The 25,110-nt window shown below is 62.0% G+C and carries 21 protein-coding genes; 9 read left to right on the top strand and 12 right to left on the bottom strand.

Annotation, left to right across the window (positions count from 1 at the left end; translation table 11 throughout):
- Positions 1-70 precede the first annotated feature (70 nt).
- On the top strand, positions 71-1,165 hold the full coding sequence (locus M5G17_RS16225) for a GNAT family N-acetyltransferase/peptidase C39 family protein (protein WP_273893924.1): 1,095 nt from the start codon (positions 71-73) through the stop codon (positions 1,163-1,165).
- A 19-nt stretch (positions 1,166-1,184) separates the two neighbouring features.
- On the opposite strand, the gene M5G17_RS16220 is transcribed toward M5G17_RS16225, so the two are convergent.
- From M5G17_RS16220 to M5G17_RS16190, 7 genes are all read right to left on the bottom strand, one after another.
- Entirely contained in the window at positions 1,185-1,568 is a 384-nt protein-coding gene (locus M5G17_RS16220) for a cytochrome c (protein ID WP_273893944.1), read from the bottom strand.
- A gap of 75 nt (positions 1,569-1,643) precedes the next feature.
- On the bottom strand, positions 1,644-3,185 hold the full coding sequence (locus M5G17_RS16215) for an ABC transporter substrate-binding protein (RefSeq protein ID WP_273893923.1): 1,542 nt from the start codon (positions 3,183-3,185) through the stop codon (positions 1,644-1,646).
- A gap of 34 nt (positions 3,186-3,219) precedes the next feature.
- Positions 3,220-4,194 (bottom strand): ABC transporter ATP-binding protein, encoded by a 975-nt coding sequence (locus tag M5G17_RS16210; RefSeq protein WP_273893922.1) that lies wholly within the window; start codon positions 4,192-4,194, stop codon positions 3,220-3,222.
- Positions 4,191-5,177: an ABC transporter ATP-binding protein gene (locus M5G17_RS16205; protein WP_273893921.1), complete on the bottom strand. Its 987-nt coding sequence runs from the start codon at positions 5,175-5,177 to the stop codon at positions 4,191-4,193. The genes M5G17_RS16210 and M5G17_RS16205 overlap by 4 nt, the downstream gene beginning before the upstream one ends.
- On the bottom strand, positions 5,174-6,034 hold the full coding sequence (locus M5G17_RS16200) for an ABC transporter permease (RefSeq protein WP_273893920.1): 861 nt from the start codon (positions 6,032-6,034) through the stop codon (positions 5,174-5,176). Before M5G17_RS16200 ends, M5G17_RS16205 begins: the two co-directional genes overlap by 4 nt.
- On the bottom strand, positions 6,031-6,978 hold the full coding sequence (locus M5G17_RS16195; RefSeq protein ID WP_273893919.1) for an ABC transporter permease: 948 nt from the start codon (positions 6,976-6,978) through the stop codon (positions 6,031-6,033). The genes M5G17_RS16200 and M5G17_RS16195 overlap by 4 nt, the downstream gene beginning before the upstream one ends.
- A 3-nt stretch (positions 6,979-6,981) precedes the next feature.
- A complete protein-coding gene (locus tag M5G17_RS16190; RefSeq protein WP_273893918.1) occupies positions 6,982-7,872 on the bottom strand; it encodes a proline iminopeptidase-family hydrolase in 891 nt (296 codons plus the stop codon).
- A 175-nt stretch (positions 7,873-8,047) separates the two neighbouring features.
- Between M5G17_RS16190 and M5G17_RS16185 the strand changes: the two genes are divergently transcribed.
- Both M5G17_RS16185 and M5G17_RS16180 read left to right on the top strand, forming a co-directional pair.
- Entirely contained in the window at positions 8,048-8,809 is a 762-nt protein-coding gene (locus tag M5G17_RS16185; protein WP_273893917.1) for a LuxR family transcriptional regulator, read from the top strand.
- Positions 8,810-8,905: 96 nt separating this feature from the next.
- Positions 8,906-9,805: a proline iminopeptidase-family hydrolase gene (locus M5G17_RS16180; protein ID WP_130264447.1), complete on the top strand. Its 900-nt coding sequence runs from the start codon at positions 8,906-8,908 to the stop codon at positions 9,803-9,805.
- On the opposite strand, the gene M5G17_RS16175 is transcribed toward M5G17_RS16180, so the two are convergent.
- Positions 9,780-10,067, bottom strand: a complete 288-nt coding sequence (locus M5G17_RS16175) for a hypothetical protein (RefSeq protein ID WP_273893916.1) — start codon at positions 10,065-10,067, stop codon at positions 9,780-9,782. The genes M5G17_RS16180 and M5G17_RS16175 overlap by 26 nt on opposite strands.
- A gap of 203 nt (positions 10,068-10,270) precedes the next feature.
- Here M5G17_RS16175 and M5G17_RS16170 point away from each other — a divergent pair, with 203 nt between their 5' ends.
- The 6 genes from M5G17_RS16170 to M5G17_RS16145 all read left to right on the top strand — a co-directional run bounded on the left by M5G17_RS16170 (position 10,271) and on the right by M5G17_RS16145 (position 16,231).
- Positions 10,271-10,615 carry a hypothetical protein gene (locus M5G17_RS16170; protein ID WP_273893915.1) on the top strand — a complete coding sequence of 115 codons (345 nt, stop codon included), beginning with the start codon at positions 10,271-10,273 and terminating at the stop codon, positions 10,613-10,615.
- A 38-nt stretch (positions 10,616-10,653) separates the two neighbouring features.
- Complete coding sequence (locus M5G17_RS16165; RefSeq protein WP_273893914.1) at positions 10,654-11,139, top strand: hypothetical protein; 486 nt, start codon at positions 10,654-10,656, stop codon at positions 11,137-11,139.
- A gap of 247 nt (positions 11,140-11,386) precedes the next feature.
- Entirely contained in the window at positions 11,387-11,989 is a 603-nt protein-coding gene (locus tag M5G17_RS16160; RefSeq protein ID WP_273893913.1) for a histidine phosphatase family protein, read from the top strand.
- Positions 11,990-12,217: 228 nt separating this feature from the next.
- Positions 12,218-12,706 (top strand): sigma-70 family RNA polymerase sigma factor, encoded by a 489-nt coding sequence (locus M5G17_RS16155; protein ID WP_273893942.1) that lies wholly within the window; start codon positions 12,218-12,220, stop codon positions 12,704-12,706.
- Positions 12,703-13,692 (top strand): FecR family protein, encoded by a 990-nt coding sequence (locus M5G17_RS16150; protein WP_273893911.1) that lies wholly within the window; start codon positions 12,703-12,705, stop codon positions 13,690-13,692. The genes M5G17_RS16155 and M5G17_RS16150 overlap by 4 nt, the downstream gene beginning before the upstream one ends.
- A gap of 94 nt (positions 13,693-13,786) precedes the next feature.
- On the top strand, positions 13,787-16,231 hold the full coding sequence (locus tag M5G17_RS16145; protein WP_273893909.1) for a TonB-dependent siderophore receptor: 2,445 nt from the start codon (positions 13,787-13,789) through the stop codon (positions 16,229-16,231).
- A 164-nt stretch (positions 16,232-16,395) separates the two neighbouring features.
- Here the strand turns inward: M5G17_RS16145 and M5G17_RS16140 are convergent, their stop codons facing one another.
- The 4 genes from M5G17_RS16140 to M5G17_RS16125 form a co-directional block, all read right to left on the bottom strand.
- A complete protein-coding gene (locus M5G17_RS16140) occupies positions 16,396-17,622 on the bottom strand; it encodes an MFS transporter (protein ID WP_273893908.1) in 1,227 nt (408 codons plus the stop codon).
- Between the two features lie 134 nt (positions 17,623-17,756).
- A complete protein-coding gene (locus M5G17_RS16135) occupies positions 17,757-21,848 on the bottom strand; it encodes a DEAD/DEAH box helicase (RefSeq protein WP_273893907.1) in 4,092 nt (1,363 codons plus the stop codon).
- A 372-nt stretch (positions 21,849-22,220) separates the two neighbouring features.
- On the bottom strand, positions 22,221-23,579 hold the full coding sequence (locus M5G17_RS16130; RefSeq protein WP_273893906.1) for a glutamine synthetase family protein: 1,359 nt from the start codon (positions 23,577-23,579) through the stop codon (positions 22,221-22,223).
- Between the two features lie 93 nt (positions 23,580-23,672).
- The gene (locus M5G17_RS16125) at positions 23,673-24,917 is read right to left on the bottom strand and encodes an outer membrane beta-barrel protein (protein ID WP_273893905.1); all 1,245 of its coding nucleotides are present in this window, start codon (positions 24,915-24,917) and stop codon (positions 23,673-23,675) included.
- Positions 24,918-25,110: the final 193 nt, after the last annotated feature.

Genomic DNA, 25,110 nt, shown 5'->3' with positions numbered 1-25,110 from the left:
AACAGACCCTCAATAAATCACGGGTTAATCCCCCTGTCCCGGTTCGTTACTCAAACATTACGGTGCTGCCATGGCTTTTGATTTTCGCTTTGCATCGATGGCCGATATCAGCCATCTGGTCGCGCTTGAGCAGGCGTGTTTTACCCTCGATCGTCTGAGCCCGCGCAACTTTCACTGGATGCTCAGCCGTGCCAATGCCAGCCTGGTGGTTGCCGAGCAGGACGGGCAACTGGCCGGTTACGCGTTGCTGCTGTTTCACCGCGGCACCTCGCTGGCGCGCCTGTACTCCATCGCGGTGGGGCGGGCCTTTCGTGGCCATGGCCTGGGCCAGCGCTTGCTGGAGCAGGCGCAGGCGACGGCGCTGGCGCGCAATTGCGCCTGGTTGCGCCTGGAGGTTCGTGCGGACAACCCTGCGGCCATCAGCCTCTACGAGGCCAACGGCTACCGGCGTTTTGCCGTGATCGATGACTACTATGAGGATCACGCCCAGGCGCTGCGCTACGAGAAGCGTATCCTGCGTCATGCCCCGCCGCCGGCCCGGCAGGTGCCCTATTACCCGCAAACCACGGAGTTCACTTGTGGTGCGGCGTGCCTGTTGATGGCCATGGCAGCGATTGACAGCAAGCGTTTGCCCAATCGCGCAGAAGAAATCCAGTTGTGGCGCGAAGCGACCACGATATTCATGACCGCTGGCCACGGCGGTTGTAGCCCCCAAGGCCTGGCGCTAGCCGCCTGGACGCGCGGTTTTGCCGTGCGCCTGATACTAAGCCAGGCCGGCTCGCTGTTTCTCGATGGGGTACGCAGCCCGGAAAAAAAGGCCGTGATGCAACTGGTCGAAGACGGCTTTGCCATGTCCCTTGCAGATACCGGTGTCGAGCAGATCATCGGCGCGCCGTTGGACCTGCCAGCGGCCTTGTCGGCAGGCTTCAAGCCGCTGGTGCTGATCAGCAGCTACCGCTTGACCCGGCTCAAGGCGCCTCACTGGGTCGTGGTGACCGGTTGCGATGAGGAGTTCGTCTATTTGCACGATCCGGATGTGGATCACAGCCGCCAGCGGCAAAGCCTGGATTGTCAGCACCTGCCGGTAAGCCATACCGAGTTTCAGCGCATGAGCACCTTCGGCAGGCAGCGCGTGCGTGCCGCGGTGATGCTGCGGGCACGCTGACGCGTGCCGCAGCAGGTTGTTAAGCACGTCGTGATTTTGCAATCACACCACTCATGTATTGATTCAGGTCGCGCAGATCCTGAACGCTCCAGGCGTGCGGCGGTATCTTTACGCCGTTCTCCTGCAACGTCTTGGGAATCAGGTTGCCATTGGGGCGAAGTATGACGGATGACACAATAACGCCCGGGTACTCCTTCAGCCGCTGCTTGAAGTTCGACGAGGTAAGGTCAGGTGTTGGCGGGCTGCTTTTATTGGCCAGCGGTCCCGTCCCCTTGATATCAGTGCCGTGACACACGGCGCACCTTTGCGCGTAGAGGTTCTTGCCATTGGCAGTGTCTGCGAAGACTGGCGCTGTTGGTGTGAGAGATAGAATCGCCAGCAAAGCGATGGGTGATCGTTTAATTTTTATTCTGCCTTGATGATTAAGTAAGGCCTGCAGCCAGAGCCGCCCCGATGGACGGCCCCGGCATTGACGGCTTCAGTTCTGCGCGGTCTTTTCACCTGCTTGCAGTTTCACCGTCTCTTCGAGGGTGAAGCGCCCCAGCGGATTTTGCAGGAAGTTCTGGATATTGCTGCGCGAAATATTGATGTACGGGCTGTAGTACAGGTCGATCCAATGGACGTCCTGTTTGGCCAGCTTTTGCAGCTCCTGATAAATCTGCTTGCGTTTGACCGGGTCGATCTCCACCCGGGCCGCCGCCACCAGATCCTTGACCTTGTCGTTGTGATAGCGGGTCATGTAGTTCATGTTGGTGTCGTGACCGAGCACGAAGGTGGTCTTCTGGTCCGGGTCCAGCACGTCGTTGGTCCAGTACATCACCGACAGGTCGTAGTCGCCATCGACCAGCATCTGCCAGCTCTGGGTCGGATCGACCTTCTGCAGGTTGGCAGTGATGCCGACATCGGCCAACTGCTTTTGCACCAGCACGGCGATCTGCTCGTCAGCCTCGTTGCCAGCGTTGACCACGTAGTTGAGTTTGAGCCCCTCGACGCCAGCCTTCTTCAACAGCTCGCGGGCCTTGGCCGGGTCGAAGGGGCGTTGCAGGTTGTTGGCGTTGTGATAGAGCGCGCCCTTGGGAATGTACGAATAGGCCACTTCGCCGTGGCCGAAGGTCACGGTGTCCACCAGCGCCTTCTTGTCGATCGCAAGGTCAATCGCCTCGCGCACCGCCGGCTGTGCCAGCACACCCTTCTCGTGGTTGATGAGCAGGTGGTCCTCACGGGTCGAAGGGTCGATGTGAATGGTCAGGCTCGGGTCCTTGCGCAGGGCATCGACACGGGAGAAGGGCACGAAAATCGCCGAGTCCAGCTCGCCGGCCTGGACCTTGAGCATGCGGGTGTTGTCGTCGGGGATGGAGATCCACTCCACGCCATCCAGGCTGACCTTGTCGGCCTCCCAGAAGTGCGGGTTCTTTTCCAGGATCACCCGGTCACCGCGCAGCCACTCTTTAACTTTGAAGGCACCGGAGGTCACCGGCTCCTGGGCGTAGGCCTCCTCGCCGATCGCGTCCATGGCCTTTTTCGACAGGATCGAGACGTTGGCGGTGGCCAGTTGCGCAAGGAACGGCACCGACTTGTTCTTCAGGGTCACCACCAGGGTGCGCTCGTCTGGTGCTTCGGCCTTGTCGATGATTTTGTAGGAGTCGGCCCACAGCGAACCGGGGTTGTCGCGGATGCGCAGCAGTGAAAACGCGGCATCGCTGGCGCTCAGCGGCGAGCCATCGGAGAACTTGGCCTCGCGGATCTTGAAGGTGTAGGTCAGGCCGTCGTCGGAGACCTTCCAGCTTTCGGCCAGACCCGGGACCAGCCGGGTGCCGCTGTTGTCCACGCGCACCAGCACGTCGTAGACGTTGGCAAAAACCCAGCTGTCGCGGTTCTGCGCGCTCTTGATCGGGTCGAAGGTGGTGCTCTCCTCACGGCAGCCGATGGTCAGCACGCCGGCTGCCTGGGCCATGCCGGCGGCCAGGGTGCTGGCAGCCAGCACGGCGGCGGTGAGTAACTTCAATGCGGTGGGTTTCATGCTCAAGCTCCGTTTGATGGTCATGGTTGTTGTGTCAGTACGGCGGCCGCGGATGGATACAGGCATGGCGCCGGGCACCCTGTGCGTGTCTGGGCGGCGCGGTTTCGCTGCAGGTGGGCAGCGCATGCAGGCAACGTGGCTGGAAGGCGCACCCCGACGGCAGTTGCAGCGGGCTCGGTGGCTCGCCGGCCAGCGGGCGTTCTGGCAGGCGGCGGGCCGGGTCGATGTCGGCGATCGACTGGATCAGCGCGGCGGTGTAGGGGTGATGGGGCGCATCGAACACCTCATCCACCGGGCCTTCCTCGACGATCTGCCCCAGGTACATCACCGCCACCCGGTCGCACAGCCGGCGCACCACGCCCAGGTCGTGGGTGATGAACAGCAGCGCCAGACCCATGCGCTCGCGCAGCGCCAGCAGCAGGTTGATGATCTGCCCCTGGATCGACACATCCAGGGCGGCGACGCATTCGTCGGCGACGATCAACCGAGGTTCGATGGCCAGGGCCCGGGCAATGCCGACCCGTTGGCACTGGCCGCCGCTGAGCGAGCCGGGCTTGCGCTCGGCCAGCTCGGCGCGCAGGCCGACCAGCTCGAGCAGTTCGGCGACCCGCGCCGGGATCCGTTCGGTGGGCACCTTGCGCTGCACCTGGAGGACTTCGGCGAGGATCTGGCCGATGCGCTGGCGCGGATTGAGCGCCGCGTACGGGTCCTGGAAAATCATCGCGGTCTCGCGGCGCAGGCGGGCGATGTCGACCTTGCGGCCCTGGGTCATGTCGATGCCGTCAAACAGCACCTGCCCAGCGCTGACCGGGTTCAGGTGCAAGATGGCCCGGGCCAGGGTGCTCTTGCCGCAGCCCGATTCGCCCACAAGGCCCAGGGTCTGGCCGGCAGCGAGGGTCAGCGAGGCGCCGTTGACCGCATTGATTGTGTGCGGGCGCAGGCCGAACAGGCCGCCGCCGGCGGTGGAAAACTGCACATGCAGGTCATTGACCTGCAACAGCGTGGTCATGACGGGCCTCCGGCCAGCAACGGGGTGTGGCAGGCCAGGCGGTGGCCGGGGCCGCTCTCATGCAGCTCCGGTAGCTGCTCGCGGCACAGCGGCAGCGCCTGGGCGCAGCGCGGTTCGAAGCGACAGCCTGAGGGCAGGGCATCGAGCAGAGGCGGTTGCCCGGCAATGCTGTTCATCAGCCGCGCCTGGGGTTGCTGCGCAGGGTGGCAGGCCAGCAGCCCGGCACTGTACGGATGGCGTGGATGGGCCAGCAGTTCGTGCTTGCCGCCATGCTCGCAGAGACGTCCGGCGTACATCACGGCGATGCTGTCGCAGGTCTGCGCCACCACCCCCAGGTCGTGGCTGATGAGGATCATCGACAAGCCGCGACGGTCACGCAGCTCCAGCAGCAGGCGCAGGATCTGCGCCTGCACGGTGACGTCCAGGGCCGTGGTCGGCTCGTCGGCGATCAGCACTTTCGGGTTGCAGCCCAGGGCCACGGCGATCATCGCCCGCTGGCGCATGCCGCCGGAGAACTCGTGGGGGTAGTTGTCGACCCGCGACTTTGGATCGGGAATGCCGACCTGGCGCAGCACGTCGATGGCTTCGGCCCGCGCCTCGCGGCGCGAGGCACCCTGGTGCAGGCGGATGCCCTCGGCGATCTGTTCGCCGATGCGCATCAGCGGGTCCAGGTGGCTGCTGGGGTTCTGGAAGATCATGCCCAACTCGCGTCCGCGCAGGCGGCGCATGCCGGCCTCGTCCAGTTGCAGCAGGTCGTGGCCCGCCAGGTGCACAGACTTACCCTCGATGCGCAGGTTGGGCGAGGGCAGCAGGCGCATCAGGGCACGGCAGGCCAGGGTCTTGCCCGAGCCGCTTTCGCCCACCAGACCGAGGATCTCGCCCTGGCCAAGGTCGAACGACAGGCGCTCGACCAGGGTGACTTCGCGGCGGTCGTTGCGGGCGATCACGCTCAACTCCCGGACTTGCAGCAAAGGTGTGCTCATGAGCGCTCTCCAAGGCGTTCGGCGACGCCGTCGGCCAGCAGGCTGAAACCCATGGCCAGGGTCACCACGGCAAGGCCCGGGAAGGTGCAGATCCACCAGGCACGGGTGATAAAGCTTTGGCCCTCGGCCACCATCGTGCCCCACTCCGGGGTCGGTGGCTGCACGCCAAGGCCCAGGTAGCTGACGGCGGCGCCGTTGAGCAGCACCAGCACGGCGTCCGACATGCAGAACACCACCGAGCCGAACAGGGCATTGGGCAGCAGGTGGCCGAACAGTGTGCGCCGGTGACTAAAACCCAGGCTCCTGGCGGCCAGGGCGAAGTCGCTGTGCTTGAGCACGAGGATCTGTGAGCGGATCAGCCGTGCATAGGACACCCAGCCCACCAGCGCCATTGCAATGTAAAAGCTGCCAAGGCCGGGGCCGAGAATGGCCATGATCGCCAGCATCAGCACCAGGAAAGGGAAGGCCAGGACGATGTCGATCAGGCGCATGCAGGCGTTGTCCAGCAAACCGCCGATGTAGCCGGAAATGGCGCCGATGCAGGTGCCCAGCAGGAACGGAAAAATCACCCCGATCAGGGCCATCTGCAAGTCGATGCGCGCGCCCCAGATCACCCGCGACAGCACGTCGCGACCGAAGTTGTCGGTGCCGAAGGGATGCGCCAGGCTGGGGGCGGCCAGGCGCAACTCGGCGTTCTGCAACAGCGGGTCGAACGGGGCGACCCACGGCGCACACAGCGCCAGCAGGCACCAACCGAACACGATGGCCAGGCCGCAATACAGGGTCAGGCGGCCATTGCCCAGGTTCCAGCTCAGGCGCCAGCGGATCGAAAGCGTGGGGCTGTGGCTGCGGCTCATTGGATCTTCACCCGCGGATCAAGGGCAGTGGTCAGCACGTCGGCGATGAAGTTCACCGCCACTGTGGCACAGGCCAGCACCATGGCCACGCCCTGGACCACCATGTAGTCGCGGGTGAAGATGCCGCGCACCAGCAACTGGCCGATGCCGGGCAGGGAGAACAGGCTCTCGATGACCACGGTGCCGCTGATCAGCCAGCCGATGTTGACTGCCAGCAGGTTGATCGTCGGCACGATGGCGTTGGGCAAGATATGGCGCCGCAGCAACGCGCCTTCGCCAAGGCCGCGAGCGCGGGCCGCGGTGACGTGGTCGGCCTGCATCTCCAGCAGGAGGCTGGCGCGCAGGTTGCGCACCAGCACCGCCGACAGCGCCAGGGCGATGGTCAGGCAGGGCAGCACCAGGTGCTGCAGCTTGTCGGCCCAGGTCCGGCCATAACCGGACACCGGCAGCAGCCCCCAGTGCACGCTGAACAGCAGGATCAGCATCAGGCCCAGCCAGAAGGACGGCAGGCCCAGGCCTGCGGTGGTGAACAGGCGGATCAGGTTGTCGGTCCAGCCGCCTTTGTGGCGGGCGGCGAGGATGGCCAGCGGCACGGCGATGAGCAGCGCCAGCAACACACTGCCCAGCACCAGCATCAGGGTGGGCTCGATGCGGCTGGCGATCAGGGGCAGGGCGTCGATCTTGTACAACAGCGACTTGCCCAGGTCGCCGTTGAGCAGGTTTTTCAGGAAGTACAGGTACTGCACCCAGATCGGCTCGTCCAGGCCAAACTGGGCGCGGATCTTCTGGATCGCATCCGGGGTGCTGCGCGCACCCAGCAACACCCGCGCCGGATCGCCCGGAATCGAGCGGACCAGCACGAAGGTGATGATGCTGATACCCAGCAGCACCGGCAGCAGTTGCAACGGGCGGATCAGGACGAACCGGTAGCGTGCCAGGTTCATCGATCAGCCCCGGTTGCGCTGCAGGAAATCCAGCAACACCGGGAAGTAGGCTTGCGGCTCTTCGTAGAACGGCATGTGGCTGCTGTTGGCGAACACGTGCAGCTCGGTCTGCTCATGCAGTGCCAGTTTCATGCGCAGGGCGCAGGCGGGGGTCAGTTCATCGTGCTGGCCGGTGGTGATCAGAACCGGCATACGGAACTCGCGCATGTGCTCCAGGCGGTTCCAGTCCTTGAGGTTGCCGATGTAGAGGAACTCGTTGGGGCCCTGCATGGTGGTATAGGGCCCCATGTTCCAGTCGCCCAGCGAGCGTTTGACCGGTGCGGGCCACTCGTCGAGGCGGCACACGTGGCGGTAGTTGAGCAGGGTGATGGCTGCCTGGTACTGGGGATGGTCGAGGTTTCCCATGGCCTCGTAGCGCTGCATCATCGCCACGGTTTCGCTGCCCAGGGCGCTGCGCAGGCGTTCCAGCTCGCCTATCAGGTGCGGGATATCGCCGACGGTGTTTTCCAGGATCAGGCTTTTCAGCGACTGCGGATGGTGGATGGCGTACTCGATCGCCAGCCAGCCGCCCCAGGAATGCCCCAGCATGTGCACACGCCCCAGGTCCAGGGCCTGGCGGACCTGCTCGACCTCGGCTACGTAACGGGTGATGTTCCACAGGCTGTCGTCGTCGGGGCGGTCGGAGGCGCCGGTCCCCAGCTGGTCGAAGGCAACCACGCGGATGCCCTTATCCTTGAGCCAGGCATGGGCATCGCGCAGGTAGTCGCAGGGCAGGCCCGGCCCGCCGTTGAGGCACAGCAGCACCTCATCTCCTTCGCCAAAGCTGTACACCACCAGATTGTGGCCATCGACCGATACGTTGAACTGCTGGTCAGCTTGCATCTCACGCCACATCGCTACTCTCCTGTTGGCAATGGCTTAACGCTATACCCTGCGCAGGAGAGTGCGCCGCCTACAAGCTAGTATTTCTTATAGGTTTTGTCTGGCAGTCCCGCGCCGAGCCGTGGCATTCTACTCGGCGGACTTCAAGATGGAAATCCAACAGGGTATATACACAGGAGTGCAAGGAATGCAGGCCAAGCTGGCTGAGCTCCATACTCGTCTGTCGTTGGCCAGTAGCCTGGACGAACAGATGGACAGCGTCGCTGCCCTTGCGGCGCAACTGGGCTTTGATGCCCTGGTGTACGACTACAGCCCGGTACCGCTGGACCATCTCGGCGAGCTGATCACCCCTTCGGTGGTCAGGCTGCGCCAGACCCCGAAGGATTGGCAGGACCTGTGGTGCAGCGCAGGCTTCTACCAGATCGACCCGGTACAGCACCTGGCCGTTTCCTCCATCGCACCGTTCGCCTGGTCGTACCTGCCCAAGGGCGAGACCGTTCTGCAGCGCCTGCTCGATCAGCGCCATGCGCCGGTGGTGGGTTATCTGTGCGATGCGCAGCTGGCCTGCGGCGTCACCGTGCCCATCCATCTGCCACGCGGCGGGCTGGCGACCCTGACCGGGCTGCGGCCCCAGGCCAGCCAGCGCGACCTGGACGATGCCCGCAACAACCTCACCGACTTCAGCCTGATCGCCCATGCCTTGCAGGAAGCGGCCTATCCCTTGCTGGGCAAGGAGGCTGCCGTGCGCGCCATCCGCTTGACCCGCCGTGAGCTCGAGTGCCTGCGCTGGGCTGCCGACGGCCTGACCGCGACGCAGATCGCCGAGATTCTCAACCGCTCGCTGGCCACAGTGTCGCTGCACCTGACCTCGGCCATGCACAAGCTGGGGGCGAAGAACCGGGTCCAGGCGGTCGCCCGCGCGGTGCACTACCGTCTGCTCGACACCTGAGTGGTAAAAAATCCGAAAACCTAGAGAACTCTCTAGTTATGCCGGGCCGTGCGTAGCGATATTGTGTGCTCAACGATTCGCACGGAGCCGGATGAAATGGAACTCATCAAATCGCATGAAGGTTTTGCCCCGTTCGGCGACTATCAAACCTGGTACCGCGTCACCGGCGACCTGGATTGTGGTCGCACCCCGCTGGTCATCCTGCATGGAGGGCCGGGCTGCACCTACGACTATGTCGATGCCTACAAGGATGTCGCGGCCGGTGGCTACCCGGTCATTCACTATGACCAACTAGGCAATGGCCGCTCGACCCACCTGCCGCAGATGCCGTCGTCGTTCTGGACGGTGAAGCTGTTCCTCGAAGAGCTCGACAACCTGCTCGAGCACCTGGGTATCAGTCAGCGCTATGCCCTGCTGGGCCAGTCCTGGGGTGGCATGCTGGCCAGCGAACACGCAGTACGGCGCCCGGCGGGCCTGCGTTGCCTGGTGATCGCCAACTCGCCGGCAGACATGCGCACCTGGGTCAAGGAGGCCAACCGCCTGCGCGAAAAACTGCCCGAGGACGTGCAGGCCACCCTGCTGCGCCATGAAGCCGTGGGCGACTACACCGCCGCCGACTACATCGCCGCCACCCGCGTGTTCTACGACCGCCACGTATGCCGCCTGAACCCCTGGCCGGACGAGGTGGCCCGCACCTTCGCCCAGGTCGATGCCGACCCCACCGTGTACCACGCCATGACCGGGCCCAACGAGTTCCACATCATTGGCAGCACCAAGGACTGGACCATCGTCGACCGCCTGGCGCAAATCAACGTGCCAAGCCTGCTGATCTCCGGGCGCTACGACGAAGCCACGCCGCTGGTGGTCAAACCCTACCTGGACCTGATCCCCGGCATCCGCTGGGCACTGTTCGAGAACTCAAGCCATATGCCTCATGTGGAGGAGCGAGTGGCTTGCATGGGGACGGTGGTCAAGTTTCTTGATGAGAGTTTGTAGTGTTGAAGTTTGCAAAATCCGCATCGTGCAGCTCGATTGCCAACCTGATGGATTCTGCCCAATGACAGCGATCCCGGGGGCTTTGCTCGATAAACAACTCAATGGTCCGCTGATCACTGCGTAACTTGAGTTCGTCCGAAGGGCTTCGAAAGAAATCTGCATGCTGAACGCAGAATTTTCCATTGCTCAGGTCCTCGAAGCAGTAATAGACAATCGCTGTAGTTTCGTCGGAGCGTTTCCATATTTGGTGCAACTTGAACATGACTCAGTCCTCCCTTAGACGGAGGGCTATTTTTGTGAACTCGCTCTGTCTCGTCAATGGTACGAAGCACATGACATCCTGAGGGGGGGCGTCGAGTCGATTTTTGACATCTGGGAGCAGGTGAAATCTTTAAGGTATATTCGCTGGCCGGCACGTACTGCTGGACACTGTCCCACCCCACGCACGCGAAAAGAATTGCCGCCATGTTCAAACTCAATAAATTCACCCTTGGTCTTGTTCTTCTCCTGACGTCTGTCGCGTGCATGGCGGACGATGCCATTAGTCGGGAATGGTCGCGTCTGATTAAGGCGGACTTTCCTGACGGCTGCGTGAGTCAGCTTGACGAGTACCTTATCAGCGTTGGCGCCAACGGTATCCGTATCGGCGCATGGCTCGTGCAAACGTGTAAAGGCAATTTTGAATATGGCGCGCGTTATGTTCCCGCAGATGTGCACGCTGACAAGGAAAAATTCAGCGTAAGTCGCAAGCAGGAAATTCGTGAGCTGACGCCGGAGCAGCTAAAGACCCTTTACGGTATCAAACGGTAGATAGACCTACCTACGTCACCGCCCTGAAAGGAAAACACATGACAGCCGAACTGCACACCGGTTCGCGCCTCGGCTACAGCGCTCTTGATTGGAACGAGGGATACGATGTCAACTTGCGCGACGTCATTCGCCAGCACCCTCAGCTGGTACTGGGCCGCTATGTAGCAATCGCCTGGTCGGATAGCGGGCGCTATCACCTCAGCGATGCCGAGATCGCCGGTGGGTGGCAACCTGTGGGTGACTTGGCGATCAGCCCCATGGTTACGGATATCGCTCAGTTGCCCACACCAGGCTTTGATGAGTGGTATGTTTTTGAGCGTTTGCCAGATATGACTACGCTCTCCCGGTTTAGCAGTGCGATCGCATTTCAACCTTTCGGAGACGGTGCCAAGGTCGACGAGTTCTGGTCGCAAATTGCTGATTTGCGACCAGTGCATGCTCTGCTCGGCGGCTGTCCAAGCCTGCTACTGATCACCCGGGACACAGCAGTGTATGAGCGCTTGCTGGCGCACTACTCAGTTTAACGGATCGTTTACTCGGGAATTCCGATCGTGTCCCAGGAAGTGGTGTAACTTATCATGGCTCTGGCCACTGAGTTCGCCGTTTAGTTGATCACGGCCGACAGCTTGGTTTGTGGATGATCGCTAATCGACCCGAAGCGGCCCCTCACGAACGGCAGAGTCCGACCCAAAGCAGGCGATCTAGATCATCTGCGCCGGGTACTTCCAGGTTGATACAATCCCCCGCTTTCAACCTGATGAGATGGATTTCATGGATTTGTATGTCGTGCGGCACGGTGAAACCTGGGCGAATGCCGAACACCGTTATCTGGGATCGCTCGACCCATCGCTTACAGAACGTGGACGTGAGCAAGCTCAAGCGCTTGGGGTGAACTTGCCCAATCAGCTGGACGCACTTGTTGTATCTCCACGTCTACGGGCAATGGAAACCGCCAGTATTCTTAACCAGAGGCTCAATCTCCCAGCCCAGACAATGGACTGCTTTCGAGAGCGTGATGTGGGGGTTTTCGAGGGGTTGACCCAGTCAGACGCAAGAGCGCGATATCCGCAGCTTTGGTCGCAAAACATTACGCGTCAATGGAGTCTCGGGCCAACCGGCGGAGAGTCGATTGTCGACGTTGTGAAGCGGGTCAGAGACGGATTGATAGATCTAGAATCGAGATATCCATCGAAGCGTGTTCTTCTTGTAGCGCACGGCTTCGTTGCAAAGACAATCCGCGCGCTGACTAAGAACGACTTTTCAGACTTCTACAACTGGCAACTCTCCAACGGCAGCATGCTGGCTTTGGAAAGCTTTGAACTCCCGATAGCCGACCTAGATACGTTACAGGCCTCGCTACCACCTGGACGATGATGGTGGCTGCTAGCTTTGCCAATGACCGCGGCCACCGATACGCAGTTTGATTTGATCACGCGCTATTTTCGCCTTCCCAACGAGGAGAAGGCCAGGTCGTTGTCATGCATCGGGCTGAGCTTGAGGCCGACCGAGGTATTCTCCACGTTCACATTCACTCAGTAATGAGATAAATTCTCAATCCCGCCCGTTGCCGAGCCTACTTCCGTGGCTGATTCCAACAAGCTGATGCACGATGTCTACAGTGAACACCACGGCTGGGTGTTTGGCTGGCTGCGCAAGAAACTCGGCTGTGCGCACAACGCGGCGGATGTGGCTCAGGACACCTTTCTACGCATCCTTTCATCCCGCGACGCTCTGCTGCAGGCCAGTCAGTCGCGGGGCTACATCGCAACTACTGCTCGCAATCTGCTGATCGACCGTGCCCGTCGCCAGCGTCTGGAAAAGGCCTACCTGGAAGACTTGGCCCTGCTTGCCCTGGAACATCCCGGCGCGCCGAGCGCCGAGCGCATCTGGGAAACCCTCGATGCGCTGGAGCAGATTTGCCGGTTGCTCGACGGTCTTGGCAGCAAGCCCCGGGAAGCCTTTCTCTTGCATTACCTCGAAGGCCACCCCCAGGCACAGGTCGCCGAACACCTGGGGGTCAGCGTGCGCATGGTGCAGAAGTACCTGGTACAGGTGCTGCTGCATTGTCAGTCGCTGCGTGACCCTTCATGAGCGAGGGCAATGACCTGAGCCAGCAGGCGGCCGAGTGGCTTGTGCTACTCAGTGCCGATGACGCCGCCGAGCGCGAGCACAGCGAACGCGAATACGCGCAGTGGAAGCAACTCAGCCCCGCGCACGCCGAGGCCGCGCAAGGCATGGAGCGGCTGTTGGCCAGCCTGCGCGGCATTCGCCAGGCGCCCGAAGGTGGTCGCCGGCTGCACCGGCTGATCGATGGCGAAATGCAGTTCAGTGAGCGAGGTCGGCGCAATAAGCGACTGGGCGCTGCGCTGGGCATCGGCCTGATGCTGCTGGTGCCCGGCTGGCTGGCCTGGCAGCACTACCCCAATACCTTACTGTTTGCCGACCTCGACACGGGCCCCGGCCAGTGGCAGGAAACCCGCCTTGAGGACGGCAGCCGCCTGACTCTGGCCGGTGGCAGCGCGGTCAACCTGCACTTCAGCGCCTCCGGGCGCGAAGTGCAATTGCTGCGCGGCGCAATCCGCGTGGACGTGGCCGCCGATGCCCAACGGCCATTCCTGGTGGTGACCGGCGACGGCAGTATCCGCGCACTGGGCACACGTTTTGTGGTCACCCGGCAGCCCGACGCCACTGACCTGAGCATGCTCGAATCGACAACACTGGCCCGCCCAAGTGAAGGGCCGGGCGAGGCGGTGGTGTCGGCGGGGCAGCAGTTGCGCATCCGCCGTGACGGCCTCGAGGGTGTGCAGCCGATCGACGTACAGGCCACCGATCAGGCCTGGCAGCAACACCGCCTGCTGGCCCGTGGCGTGTCGCTGCCCGAGGTGCTGGAGCAGTTGGGCCGGCAGTACGCCGGGGTGCTCAGCTTCGACCGCGAGGCGCTCGCGCAGATTCAGGTGTTCGCCTCGTTGCCGCTGGACAATCCGCAGCGCGCGCTGCAACTGCTCGAAGCCAGCTTGCCGATCGAAGTCAGCCGGCTCACGCCGTGGATTACCCGGATAAACCTGCGCGAAAAATAGATCCGTCGAAAAAGTTCGGGAGCGTGGTTCGCCTTTTTCCCGGTGGTCCGTTGAGTTTATGAGAATGAAACTCAACACTGGGAGACGCTTCACCATGCCGCAACCACGTAACCGCGCCCGGTTCAAACCGCTGTTCCTCGCTGTCCAGCTGGCCTGTGCTCTGCCGCTGGGGATCGCCGTACAGGCCCATGCCAAGCAGCAGGCGGTGCAGTACAACATTGCGCCGGGTGCGCTGGGCGATGTACTCAGCCAGTTCGCCGCCCAGGCCGGCATCGACCTGGCGGTGGAGGGGCGCCTGGTGTCCGGCTTGCACAGCAATGGTCTGCGCGGCAGCTATGGCGTGGAGGAGGGCTTGCGTCATCTGCTCAACGGCAGTGGCTACAGCTACGCCCAGACCGCCGCAGGCTTTGTGCTGGTGCCGCAAGCGGAGCAGGGCGCGGCGCTGCAACTGGACGCCACCAGCATCCAGGGCGTGCTCGCCTCGCAAAACCCCAACGGGCCGGTGGATGGCTACCTGGCGACCCGCGCCAGCAGCGCCACAAAAACCGACACCGCGCTACTGGAAACCACCCAGTCGATCTCCGTGGTCACCCGCGACCGCCTGACCGCCCAGGGTGCGCAAACCGTCAGTGACGGCCTGGGCTATACCGCCGGCGTGCACGCCGGTGTCGCCGGCAACAACCCCACCGACAACACCATCATGGTGCGCGGCTTCCAGCAGATAAACGCCAACGCCTACACCGACGGCCTGCGCAACAACCAGATCGGCTACTACGCACCGGAGCCGTGGGGCATGGAGCGTATCGAGGTGCTCAAGGGGCCGGCCTCGGTGCTGTACGGCCAGGGCTCGCCGGGCGGTACCGTGAACTTCGTGTCCAAGCGCCCGACCTTCGCCGCCCATCGTGAGGTGGGTTTCTCCACCGGCAGCGACAACCGGCTGCAGACCTATACCGATGTCGGCGATGTACTGGATCAGCAGAACACCTTGGCGTATCGCCTGGTCGCCCTCGGCCGCGATGCCGACAACAGCATCGACGGCATCAAGGACGACCGTGTCTATGTTGCGCCGAGCCTGACCTGGGCTCCGGACGAAGACACCTCGCTGACGATCCTGGCGTCCTACCAGCGCAACAAGAACCTGTTCACCAGCAATATGCCGTACTCGCTGTTCGACGGCTCCAATCCCAATGGCCGGGTACCGCGTCACCGCTCGTTGAACGAGCCCGGTTTCGACGCCGAAAAGTCCGAGCAGACCAGCCTCGGCTACGAATTCAGCCATGCCCTCAACGACACCTGGACCTTGCGCCAGAACGCCCGCTACACCCACTTCACCGGCTACGAGCACCAGCTGTACCGCAACAGCGCGGTGATCGCCGGTACCACCCTCAACCGTTATTACCAACTGCGTGACTACGGCAACGACAATTTCGCGGTCGATAACCAGTTGCTCGGCAAATTCGATACCGGGCCGCTGAATCACACCTTGCTCGGCGGCGTCGACTATCAACACAGCCGGCGCAGCAACGACGTGCAGACGGGCGACGCGCCAGCCATCAATATCTATGCGCCGGACCGCAGTGTGGTGGTCGATACCTCGCGCTACACCAGCCAGCTCGGCACCTCGGAAAAGAGCCGCCAGTTGGGTGTCTATCTGCAGGACCAGATCAAGCTCGGCAAATGGGTCGCCTCGCTGGGCGGGCGTTACGACTGGGCCAGCCAGGACACCGACAGCCGCACCTATAACGTGGCCAGCGGCCGCACCACCGGCGGGCTGACCACGCTGGACGCGGAGGACTTCACCGGTCGCCTTGGCCTCGGCTACCTGTTCGACAGCGGGGTGTTTCCCTACATCAGCTACAGCGAATCCTTTATCCCGACTTCGGGCACCGACCGCAGCGGCTCGCCGTTCGAGCCGGAAACCGCCCGGCAATACGAAGTGGGGGTGAAGTACCAGCCCAGCGGCTACGACAGCTACCTCACCGTCGCCGCCTTCGACCTGCGCCGGAAGAACGTCCTGACCACCGATGTCTCGGCGCCGAGCTACAGCGTTCAGGAAGGTGAAGTCACCTCGCGCGGGATCGAAGTGGAGGCCGTGCTCAAGCCGGTCAGCAGCCTGAACCTGATCGCCTCCTGGAGCCTCAACGACGTCGAAGTCAGCCAGGACAACCCCAACGCCGCTGGCATGAGCAACAAGGGCAAGACCCCGGCCCGTACTCCGAAGCACCTGGCGTCGCTGTGGTCCGACTACACCGTGCAGGGAGGCTTGTTCGCCGGGCTTGGCTTCGGCGCGGGGGTGCGTTACACCGACTCGACCTTCGGCGATGCGCAGAACACCTTCAAGGTACCGGACTACACGGTGATGGACGCGATGCTCAGCTACGACTTCGGCAAGGCCGACGCCAGCCTCGATGGCCTGAAGGCGCAGTTGAACGTGAAGAACCTGACGGATAAGTATTACGTGGCGGGATGCTTCGCCAGCGTAGGCTGCCTGTTGGGTGCGGAGCGGACGGTGACGGCGGATTTGACTTACAAGTGGTGAGGCTGCCAGCTAACTGCCGTAACTTTTTGCGGCAGTTTATTTTGTGAGAGCGGGCTTGCCCCGCGAAGAGGCCGGCCCGGAAATGGAGTTGCCTGGCACGGGCTGCGCCCGTGTTCGCGGGGCAAGCCCGCTCTCACACAGACAGCCGCATCGACATCGATCTGTCAGCAGGGTTGGGCCGCCAGGCTATTGCTGACGTTGCGCCCCATCACCAGCACAGTGACAAAACCGCAGCCCACCAGGGCCGTGGCTAAACTCAAGAGTACCGAGCTGCCCAACTGGTCGACGATCTGCCCGCCGAAGAACGAGCCCAAGGCGATAATCACCTGGAACATGGCGACGAACAGTGGCATGCCGCGTTCGACATCCTTGGGCGCTACCACAAACATCCAGATGCTGGCGCAGGCGGGGAAGGCGCCGAAGGCGAAGCCCCACAGTGCAATCAGCATCGCGGCGCCAGTCATGCCAGTGGCGTAGTACGGGAACAGGGCGGTGCTGATGGCGATCATCAGTGCGACCAGCAACAGCGTGTGACGCACGCTTCGGTTGGCGGCGAAACCTGCGAAAATATTCCCCGCCACCCCGGCCACGCCATACAACAGCAGCAGTGAGCCAATGGTCGGCCCATCGAAGCCGGCATTCTGTTTGAAGAAGGGTGCGACATAGGTGTACGCGGCAAAGTGCGCCAGGCCAATCAGCAGTACGGTGATCAATCCAACTCGAGCCTGTGGATTGATGAACAGGGCCGGCAGGTCACTGATGCGAATGGCTTTTTCGGGGGTGAGCCGCGGTAGCAGGAAGATCTGCGCGAGCAATACCGGTACGCCCACCAGCGCGGTGACCAGAAAGGTCATGCGCCAGCCCATCAAGCCACTGAGCCAGGTGCCTACGGGCACGCCCAGCACGGTGGCCAGGGTCACACCGACCATGATGATCGAGGTGGCTTGGGCCACGCCCACGCCCTTGGGCGCCAGGCGGCTGCTAAGGGCAATGGCCGTCGCCCAGAAACCGCCGATACTGATGCCCAGTAGCACGCGGCCAAACAGCAGCAGGCTGAAGTCGCTGGCGTAGGCCACCACCGAGTTGGCGATGATCATGATCAGCGTCAGGCCGATCAGCAGATAGCGACGATCCAACGTGCCAATGCCCACTGAGAGCAAGGGGGCGGCGAGGGCGGCCATGATGCCGGGCAGGGTCACCATCAGGCCGGCTTGGCCGGCACTGATGCCCAGATCACTGGCGACATCGTTGAGTACGCCCACCGGGAGAAACTCACTGGTAACCAGGGCGAAGGCACCCACGGCGACCGAGAGAATCGCCAGCCACTGCTGTATGACGCTCTGTTGATTATGTTCGAGAAGGCCGTGAGGGCCCTGGTTGACGCGTGACATGGTGCTGGATTCCAAAGGGGACTGTCGCCTGAGGCAGGCGCGGGAACGGGAAAATTTGGACGCGATTATAGGAGGCGGTTTTGCCAAGCCTACAGGTGGGCGTCTCGATAGTAATCATCAGTGCGATCGATGAATCAGTGCACCGCGCCCGCAAGTAGCGTCAACAGGGCATCGGCATCCAGCTTCGCGCTGACCTCGCCACCTTCCAGCAGCCTCTGGGCCAAGTCTCGTTTGCGAGAATGCAAGGCGACGATCTGTTCCTCGATGGTGTTCTCGGCGACCAGCCGGTAAATGGTCACCGGGCGCTGCTGGCCAATGCGATAGGCGCGGTCACTGGCCTGGTCCTCCACCGCCGGGTTCCACCAGGGATCGAGGTGGATCACATAGTCGGCGGCGGTAAGGTTAAGGCCACTGCCGCCGGCCTTCAGGCTGATGAGGAATACCTCACCCACCCCAGCCTGGAAGGCGTTCACGCGGCTCTCCCGCTCCTTGGCGGGTACGCTGCCATCGAGGTACTGGTAGGCGATGTTTTTTTCAGCAAGCCACGTGCGAGCGATGCTCAGGTGGTCGACGTACTGGCTGAAAACCAAGGCTTTGTGGCCATTGTCCAAGAGCTCTTCGACGATCGCAGTAAAGGCCTGAAGTTTGCTCCCTGGCAGGGTCGATTCCGGAATCACCAGCGTTGGATGGCAGCAAAACCTGCGCAGGCGGGTGATTTCCGTCAGTATCTGAAACGACCTGCCTGCTCCGGGAGCCAAGTCAGAGACATTGTTTAGCGCTTGCTGGCGAAGGGCTTCGTAGTGGTGAGCCTCATCATCGGACAGCGGTACTTTGTAGGTAATCTCGGTACGTGGGGGCAGTTCATCGAGCACCTGGCTTTTGAGGCGGCGCAGGATGAAGGGCTGGATGAGCGCCTTCAGTGCCCGCCGGGCTGCTGCATCGCCCTGTTCGATGGGGGTAGCGAAGCGGCTGCTGAAGCTTTCCTGGCTGCCGAGCAGCCCTGGATTGATGAATCGGAACAGGTTCCACAGCTCGCCTAAGTGATTTTCCACCGGGGTGCCAGTGGAAACCACGCGGAAGTCGGCCTGCAAAGCCATGACGGCTTGGGAACGCTTGGTCTGGGCATTCTTGATTGCCTGCGCCTCGTCCAATACCACGCTGTTCCAGCAACAGGCGGCGAAGGCTGCACTGTCCTGTTGCAACAGGCCATAGCTGGTGATGATCAGGTCGCCGGGGCCGAGGTCAGTCAGGTTGCGCTCTTGCTGATACAGATGCAGTTTCAACTGCGGGGCGAAACGCCTGCTTTCGGCCAGCCAGTTGAGGGTTACCGACGTCGGGGCCACAACCAATTGAGGCCCGTTGGCGGCCCGCTGCAGCAGAATAGCCAGGATCTGTATGGTCTTGCCCAGGCCCATGTCGTCGGCCAGGCAGGCACCGACGCCCCACTCAGCCAGGCGTGCCAACCACATGAAACCCTCGTGCTGGTAAGCGCGTAAATCGGCCAGCAGGGTGCGCGGTAGTTGAGGTTGGTAATCTCGCAGCGACTGCAGTTTTTCCAGGTGCGCCTGCCAGCTTTTATCGGCATTGAACTCGCCCACCTCTGCGGCCAAGCCGGCTAGCAACGGTGCAGTCAACGGGCTGAGGCGAAGGCCTTGGTCGGTGACCCGATCAGCCAGGTGCGTCAGTTCATCCAGGCGCTTGCGCAACGTCTCGTCAAGCGCCAGCCAGTCGCGCTCGTCGAGCTTGAGGAAACGTCCGGGGCTGGCCTTGAGCAGCTCCAGCAGTTGGCGCAGTTGCAGCACCTTGCCGTCATCGAATGCGATCTCGCCTTGCAGGACGAACCATTCGCCCTGTTTGCGCAAGCCCAGCTTGAGCTCGTTCAGCTTCAGGCGGCCTTTGATGCGCATGCGTTCGCCTTCTGGCCAGACGCAGTGCACCTGGTTGCCGTCCAATGCATGGAGCTCGCCCAGTACCTGCAATGCATCCTGAGGCTGGTCCAGTTGCCATTCCTGGCCATCGCTGTTGGCGTTGGCCAGGCCGGGGCAGGCATGCAGCACCTGTTGCAGCGTCTGGCGTTCACCCGCCAGGTCGCGGCACACCTGCAATGGCTTGCCGTCGCGCTCGCCGAGTACGTTTTGCGCGCCTTGGCCCGGGCGAAACCAACTGCTCTCGGCCAAAGGGCGCACCAGCAGTTGCAGGCGCAAACCCTCGGCAAGGGGCAGCAAATGTGCGTACAGGCGCGTATCGGCGTGTTCGTGTTCGAGGTCCACCGCAAGTTCGGGCAGGTCCGAATGGATGGGCAGCAGTGGGGCGATAGCACTGACGGCGTCGATCAGTTGCGCCTTGCCCGATTGCGGTACGCGCAGGCCGTCGCCGATGATCTTGGCGATCTGGCGCAGGTCGCTGTTGACCGAATAGACCTGCAGGCGGGTCGGCGTTTGCTGGTGCAGGTAGTAGGTGTCAGCGGTGACGATGCCCAGCGGCTCGAGGCGCAGATGAATCTGTCCGTCCTGAGCCTGAAGGTGCAGGCTGGCGTGGCCTGCCTGAAGCTCGACACGCACGTCCGGGGCGTCGTGCCAAAACAGCGCCGGATGGCCTACCAACCTGGGTAGGGCCACGCCGAGAGGTAACGCGTACTCGACCTGGGAATAGAACGACTGGGCCTGGATCACGCTGATTGCCTGGCGGTCTTGCTCGCAGAGAAAGTCCAGGCTGCCACCTTCGTCCCTCAGGCGTTTAAGCGCCACGGAGCGGCCTTTGCTCCATTGCCCCTTGGCGCCAAGCTTCTGCTCGCGCGGCTCAAGCTGGTTGGAGTAGCTGTGCAAATTCAACATCCACGCCAGGCGGGTGGTCTTCTTGTCAGCCGGGCTAGTCGGCGCACTGGCCGGTTTGAGCTGACTCAGTGCGCTGAGTGCATGCTGCCAGGCTTCCTGGCGCTGATGCAGCGTGGCCAGTGGTTTAAGGCCTGTGTCGTGATGCAGATCGTGAAGCTTGCGTGGCACGCCAAATTGCACCGCGATCAAGGCGTCGAACTCTGCCGCCAGCCAGGTGTAGCCCTGTTGATCGAGCTCACCCCGGTAATCTTCCAGCGTCTTGCGCCAATCCTGTTCGCGCGCGAGGGGGGCATCCAGCCAGTAGAGTGCGAGGGCGAGCAGTAGACCATCCAGACCATTGAGCGCGACAGGCCGCAAGTACGACAACTCTGGCGTATTGCCTTGCAGTTGCTCGAACAGCTGAGAGAGCACTGAATAGGCCCTGCCGTAGTTTTGCTTTTCGCCCAGCACCAGTGCCTGCTTGAGCGCGGCGTGGTGCTGGCTGTCGTTTTCAGCGATAAGCGCAAGGCAATACAGTGCATTGAGCAGCGGTGGCAGGTCGATTTTGCGCTTTTTGGTCAGCCTGCGCTGATCGGTGAGCCAAGACCTCAACAGTTGCAGGGTCTCGCTGGCCTTGCCGTGCAGCATTGACTGCAGGCTCTGGAATGTCAGCGGGAAGTCCTGCCCGCCGTAGTGCTGCAGCGCTTTCCAGTCGCCTCGCCAGAGTGCCTGCTGCATCAATTGCAAGCCCAGCGCGGGGGACGGCCTGAGCATCATCTCGTGCTGGGCCAATGCATAGCTGCCACCTACCGGCCCCAGCAGGCTGTTGTTCAAGCGAAGGTGATCCTCGAGCAGCAGCCCACGCACCGTCTCGTCTAGCTGGCCGAATACCTCCAGTCCGGTCGGATCGGACTGCAACAGTTGCATAGGGTGCTGGTCAGGCCATTGACTTACGGGAAGTAACCTTTCCGCCAGGTGCAGCGACTGCTGCAATAGCTGGCAGTCAGCACTCAGCAGGCTCAGCCAGAGTTCTTGCAGTACTCGGGGTTTTCCAGGCACTTGCCATTGCACAAGTGCAGGCAAGCTCGCGTTGATCTGGTATAGCCGGAGGGAACCGTCGGCGGCGCCCAGCAGGCTCAGCAGCACACTGTTACGCCGCTGCGCAGCCACAACGAAATACTGCCCTTCGTTACGCTGCTCCACGTCGACCCAGCCTTGGTCCTGTAGCAGTTGCAGCAGCCCGGGCAACGTAGTGACGTCAAGCAGTTTGCCGCCCGGGTCACAGATACCCATGGTCCGCAGCAGTTTGAGCAGCGAGGTTTTACCTTTGCCAGGGAACGCCGTTACCAGTGCATAGAGCACGGCCTTGCAGTTGTTGGGCAGAGAATCGGGGCTAAGCGGGTGGCGGGACATCCTGGACCTCGTTGGAGCGTGTATTGTGCTGCGGATAGCTTTTGGGCATGGCCTCCAGCGTGCGTGGGTGCAGCCTCAAGCGTTTCCCCAGCCCAGGCTGTTCAGAAATTTTCACAGCGTTATGCCAAGCTAGAGCCTGTCAGGCTCGCCAAAAAACATTTTGATAGGGCTTTGGCTCAGTGGCTTCGTAGCAAAACGTTCAGGATACACCCCTCAAATTACCCCACGTACCCTTTCTCTGTGTTTTTACCTGGCGTTACGGCTTGAGCCGATACTGGCACCGTTATCCAAACCTTTCGGCTCCCGACCTACACTCAGCATCAGGAATAAAGATCCCATAAAGGTCACTTGCCTCGAGTCGTGGCACTGCGCTCAGACGTTTGACTGCAGGTATTCGCGCTCCCATGAGCTGATTACTTGGCTGTAGTTCCCATGCTCGGTGCGTTTTACGGCGACATAGCCTTGCACGAACCGGCAGCCCAGATACTGCTTGAGCACATCGCATTCCTCCATCCGGCTCAGCGCATCCTCCAGCGTATTTGGCAGTAGCAGACCGCAGTGGTCGTAGGCTCGCCCCTGCAGTGGGTCGCAAGGGCTGAGCTCTTCGAGTATGCCGAGATAACCGCACAGCAGGGTCGCGGCCATGGCGAGATACGGATTGGCATCGGCGCCGGGCAGGCGGTTTTCCACGCGCAGGCCCGCTGCTGGCGCAGTCGGCACACGCAGGCCAACGGTACGGTTCTCATGACCCCAGGCGACGTTCACCGGTGCGCAGTTGTCCGGCAGGAAACGGCGGAAAGAGTTCACGTTGGGGGCGAACAGGGGCAGCATTTGTGGGATATAGCGCTGCAGACCGCCGATGTAGTGCAGGAACTGTTTGCTCATGGCGCCGTCGTCGGTGGCGAACAGGTTCTTGCCGGTGGCCACGTTTTGCACGCTCTGGTGGATGTGCATCGCGCTTCCGGGCTGGAAGGCGATGGGCTTGGCCATGAAGGTCGCGCTGACCCCATGCTTGAGCGCCGCTTCATGCAGGGTGCGCTTGAACACAATGAGCTGATCGGCCAGGCGCAATGCGTCGCCATGACGAAAGTTGACTTCCATCTGCGCGGGGCCGCTTTCGTGGCTCAGGGTGTCCAGGTCCAGTTGCTGTACGTCGCACCACTGGTAGAGGTCCTCGAACAGTGCAGCGAACTCGTGGGTGGCATCGATAGAGAAGCTCTGCCGCCCCCGTTCCGGACGGCCGGAGCGGCCGTTGGGTGCCTCCAGTGGCAGGTCTGGGTCATGGCTGCGTCTGGTCAGATAGAACTCAAGCTCCGGCGCCACCACCGGCCTCCAACCGTTATCGGCATAGAGATCGAGCACCCGCTTGAGCGCGTTGCGCGGTGACAATTCGATAGGCTTGCCGAACTTGTCGAGGGAATCGTGGATGACCATGGCGGTGGGTTCCGCCAGCCAGGGCAAGACGAATACGGCGTGTGGGGCAGGCCGGCAGAACATGTCGGCGCCTGCCTCGTCGAGCAGGGCATGGAATACCTGGTCGTCGACGTAATCGCCGGTCACGGTTTGCAGCAGGACGCTTTCCGGCAGGCGCATGCCGCCTTCTTCGAGGAACTTCCCGGTAGCGGCAATCTTGCCGCGGGCAATGCCGCAAAAGTCGCTGATCATGCATTCGACTTCGGTGATGCCTTGTTGCTTGAGCTGTTTTTTCAGTTGATCGGCGGGGGTGTTCATAGAGGCCTCGCAAGTTTCATCGTTCTATCCTTGAAGCGCCAGCCAGGCCCCGCGGGAACGGGCCAGTCAGCACGTTGCCGCAGGGCCTGCGGTTCAGAACATCAGGCCGGTTTCGGCGAGCATGCGCACTTGGTCATGCTCCTCACCTGCACCGCCGAAGGCTGAACTCTCGTCGGCGCCCAATGCCCTGACGTAGGCCAGCTCGCCACGGACGAAGAAGGGTCCATCTCGGTAGGTGGGCGTGGCGGTAAACGACCATGCGCCGGATCCTGGGCCATAGAGCAAGTTGGTCGATGCACAATCGTCGTCCAGGCTACAGCTTCCACCTTGGCTGTCGATGTACTCGGCACGCACACCCAGAGCCCAGTGGTTATCAAAGTTGTACTTGCCCAGTACCGCCGCGCCGTAGCTCTCGGCTGCGGCGCCGATACCGCTGGCGGCGTCCTTGTCGACTCGGGTGTATTGCAGATAGGGACTGAGGGTGAAGTCACCCTTGGAGTGGGTGTAGATCAGGTTGTAGATCTGGCTGTTGTTCTGCACCATGGGCGTTGCGGTGGTGGACTTCGAGTTGCTCGAGAAGTTGCCTGCGCCAATGAACGCGATGGTGTTGCTGGCATCAAATCCGTAGGCAAGGCTGGTGCTGACCCAGTTGTACTTCCCTGAGTAGAAGCCATCGTTCACCGACAAGCTGGCGCTGAGCCGATCACCCGCGAAGTTCAGCTGCACCCCGCGGCTGATCGCGGGTTCCTGGTTCCACAGCAGTCCACGTTGGATGTTGATGTTCTGGAAGGTGAAAGTAGACTCCGCGCCGACCAGTGTCGGCAGGGAGCCGGCAATGATGGATAAGTGCTCGCCGATCGGGGCCTTTAGGTAGCCCACGGGCAGGTTGCCGTAGAGTTCATCGGCGGCCTTGCTCGACTTCATGTAGGCGCTGCCTAGTGAGGGCAGCGAGTAGCTACCAGCCTGTATGTAAAACTGCAACGGCCCGTCGGTGGTCTGGATCTCGACCTGCGCATTGCTGAGGTCGGCACGGACGTTTTCATTGCCATTGCCGGGGGTGTCGACCACGTGGTTCTGCCAGAGGCCGAGTCCGGTCAATTGGCCGCTGACGTAGACTTTGCCCAGAAGTCCCGTATCCACGGCAAAAGGGTTGGGGTTGGCTGGCAAGGTGTTGGCGACGACGGGGGACGGCAGTGGTGCAGCGAGTGCCGGCCCTACCAACAACAACGTCGCGAGGCTTGCGTGGACAGGCAGGAAGGCAAGGGACCTGGCCTTGCTGGCATGAGCGAACGAGGTGGGTTTGGCAGGGCGAATGAAGGTATTGACGTACAGGAACATACAGCTCTCTCGATACTCCGAAGACGTGCCGAAAGGGTATTGATTCGCGTATAAAGTTGCTGTCTGTTTGCGTTTTTGCGCCGTAAATTCTTGATAAGTCGGTTCATGAGTAGCGTGTATGCTCATGACTAAAGTTGATGTGTACTGTCAAAGTCGAATAGGGCGAGGGGAACTTTCTGCGAGATTTTGATCA

Origin of the sequence: Pseudomonas rubra (assembly GCF_028656935.1) — a bacterium.
GTDB lineage: Bacteria > Pseudomonadota > Gammaproteobacteria > Pseudomonadales > Pseudomonadaceae > Aquipseudomonas > Aquipseudomonas rubra.
Note: the sequence above shows the minus strand (reverse complement) of the source record. Positions and strands in the feature narration are given on the sequence as shown.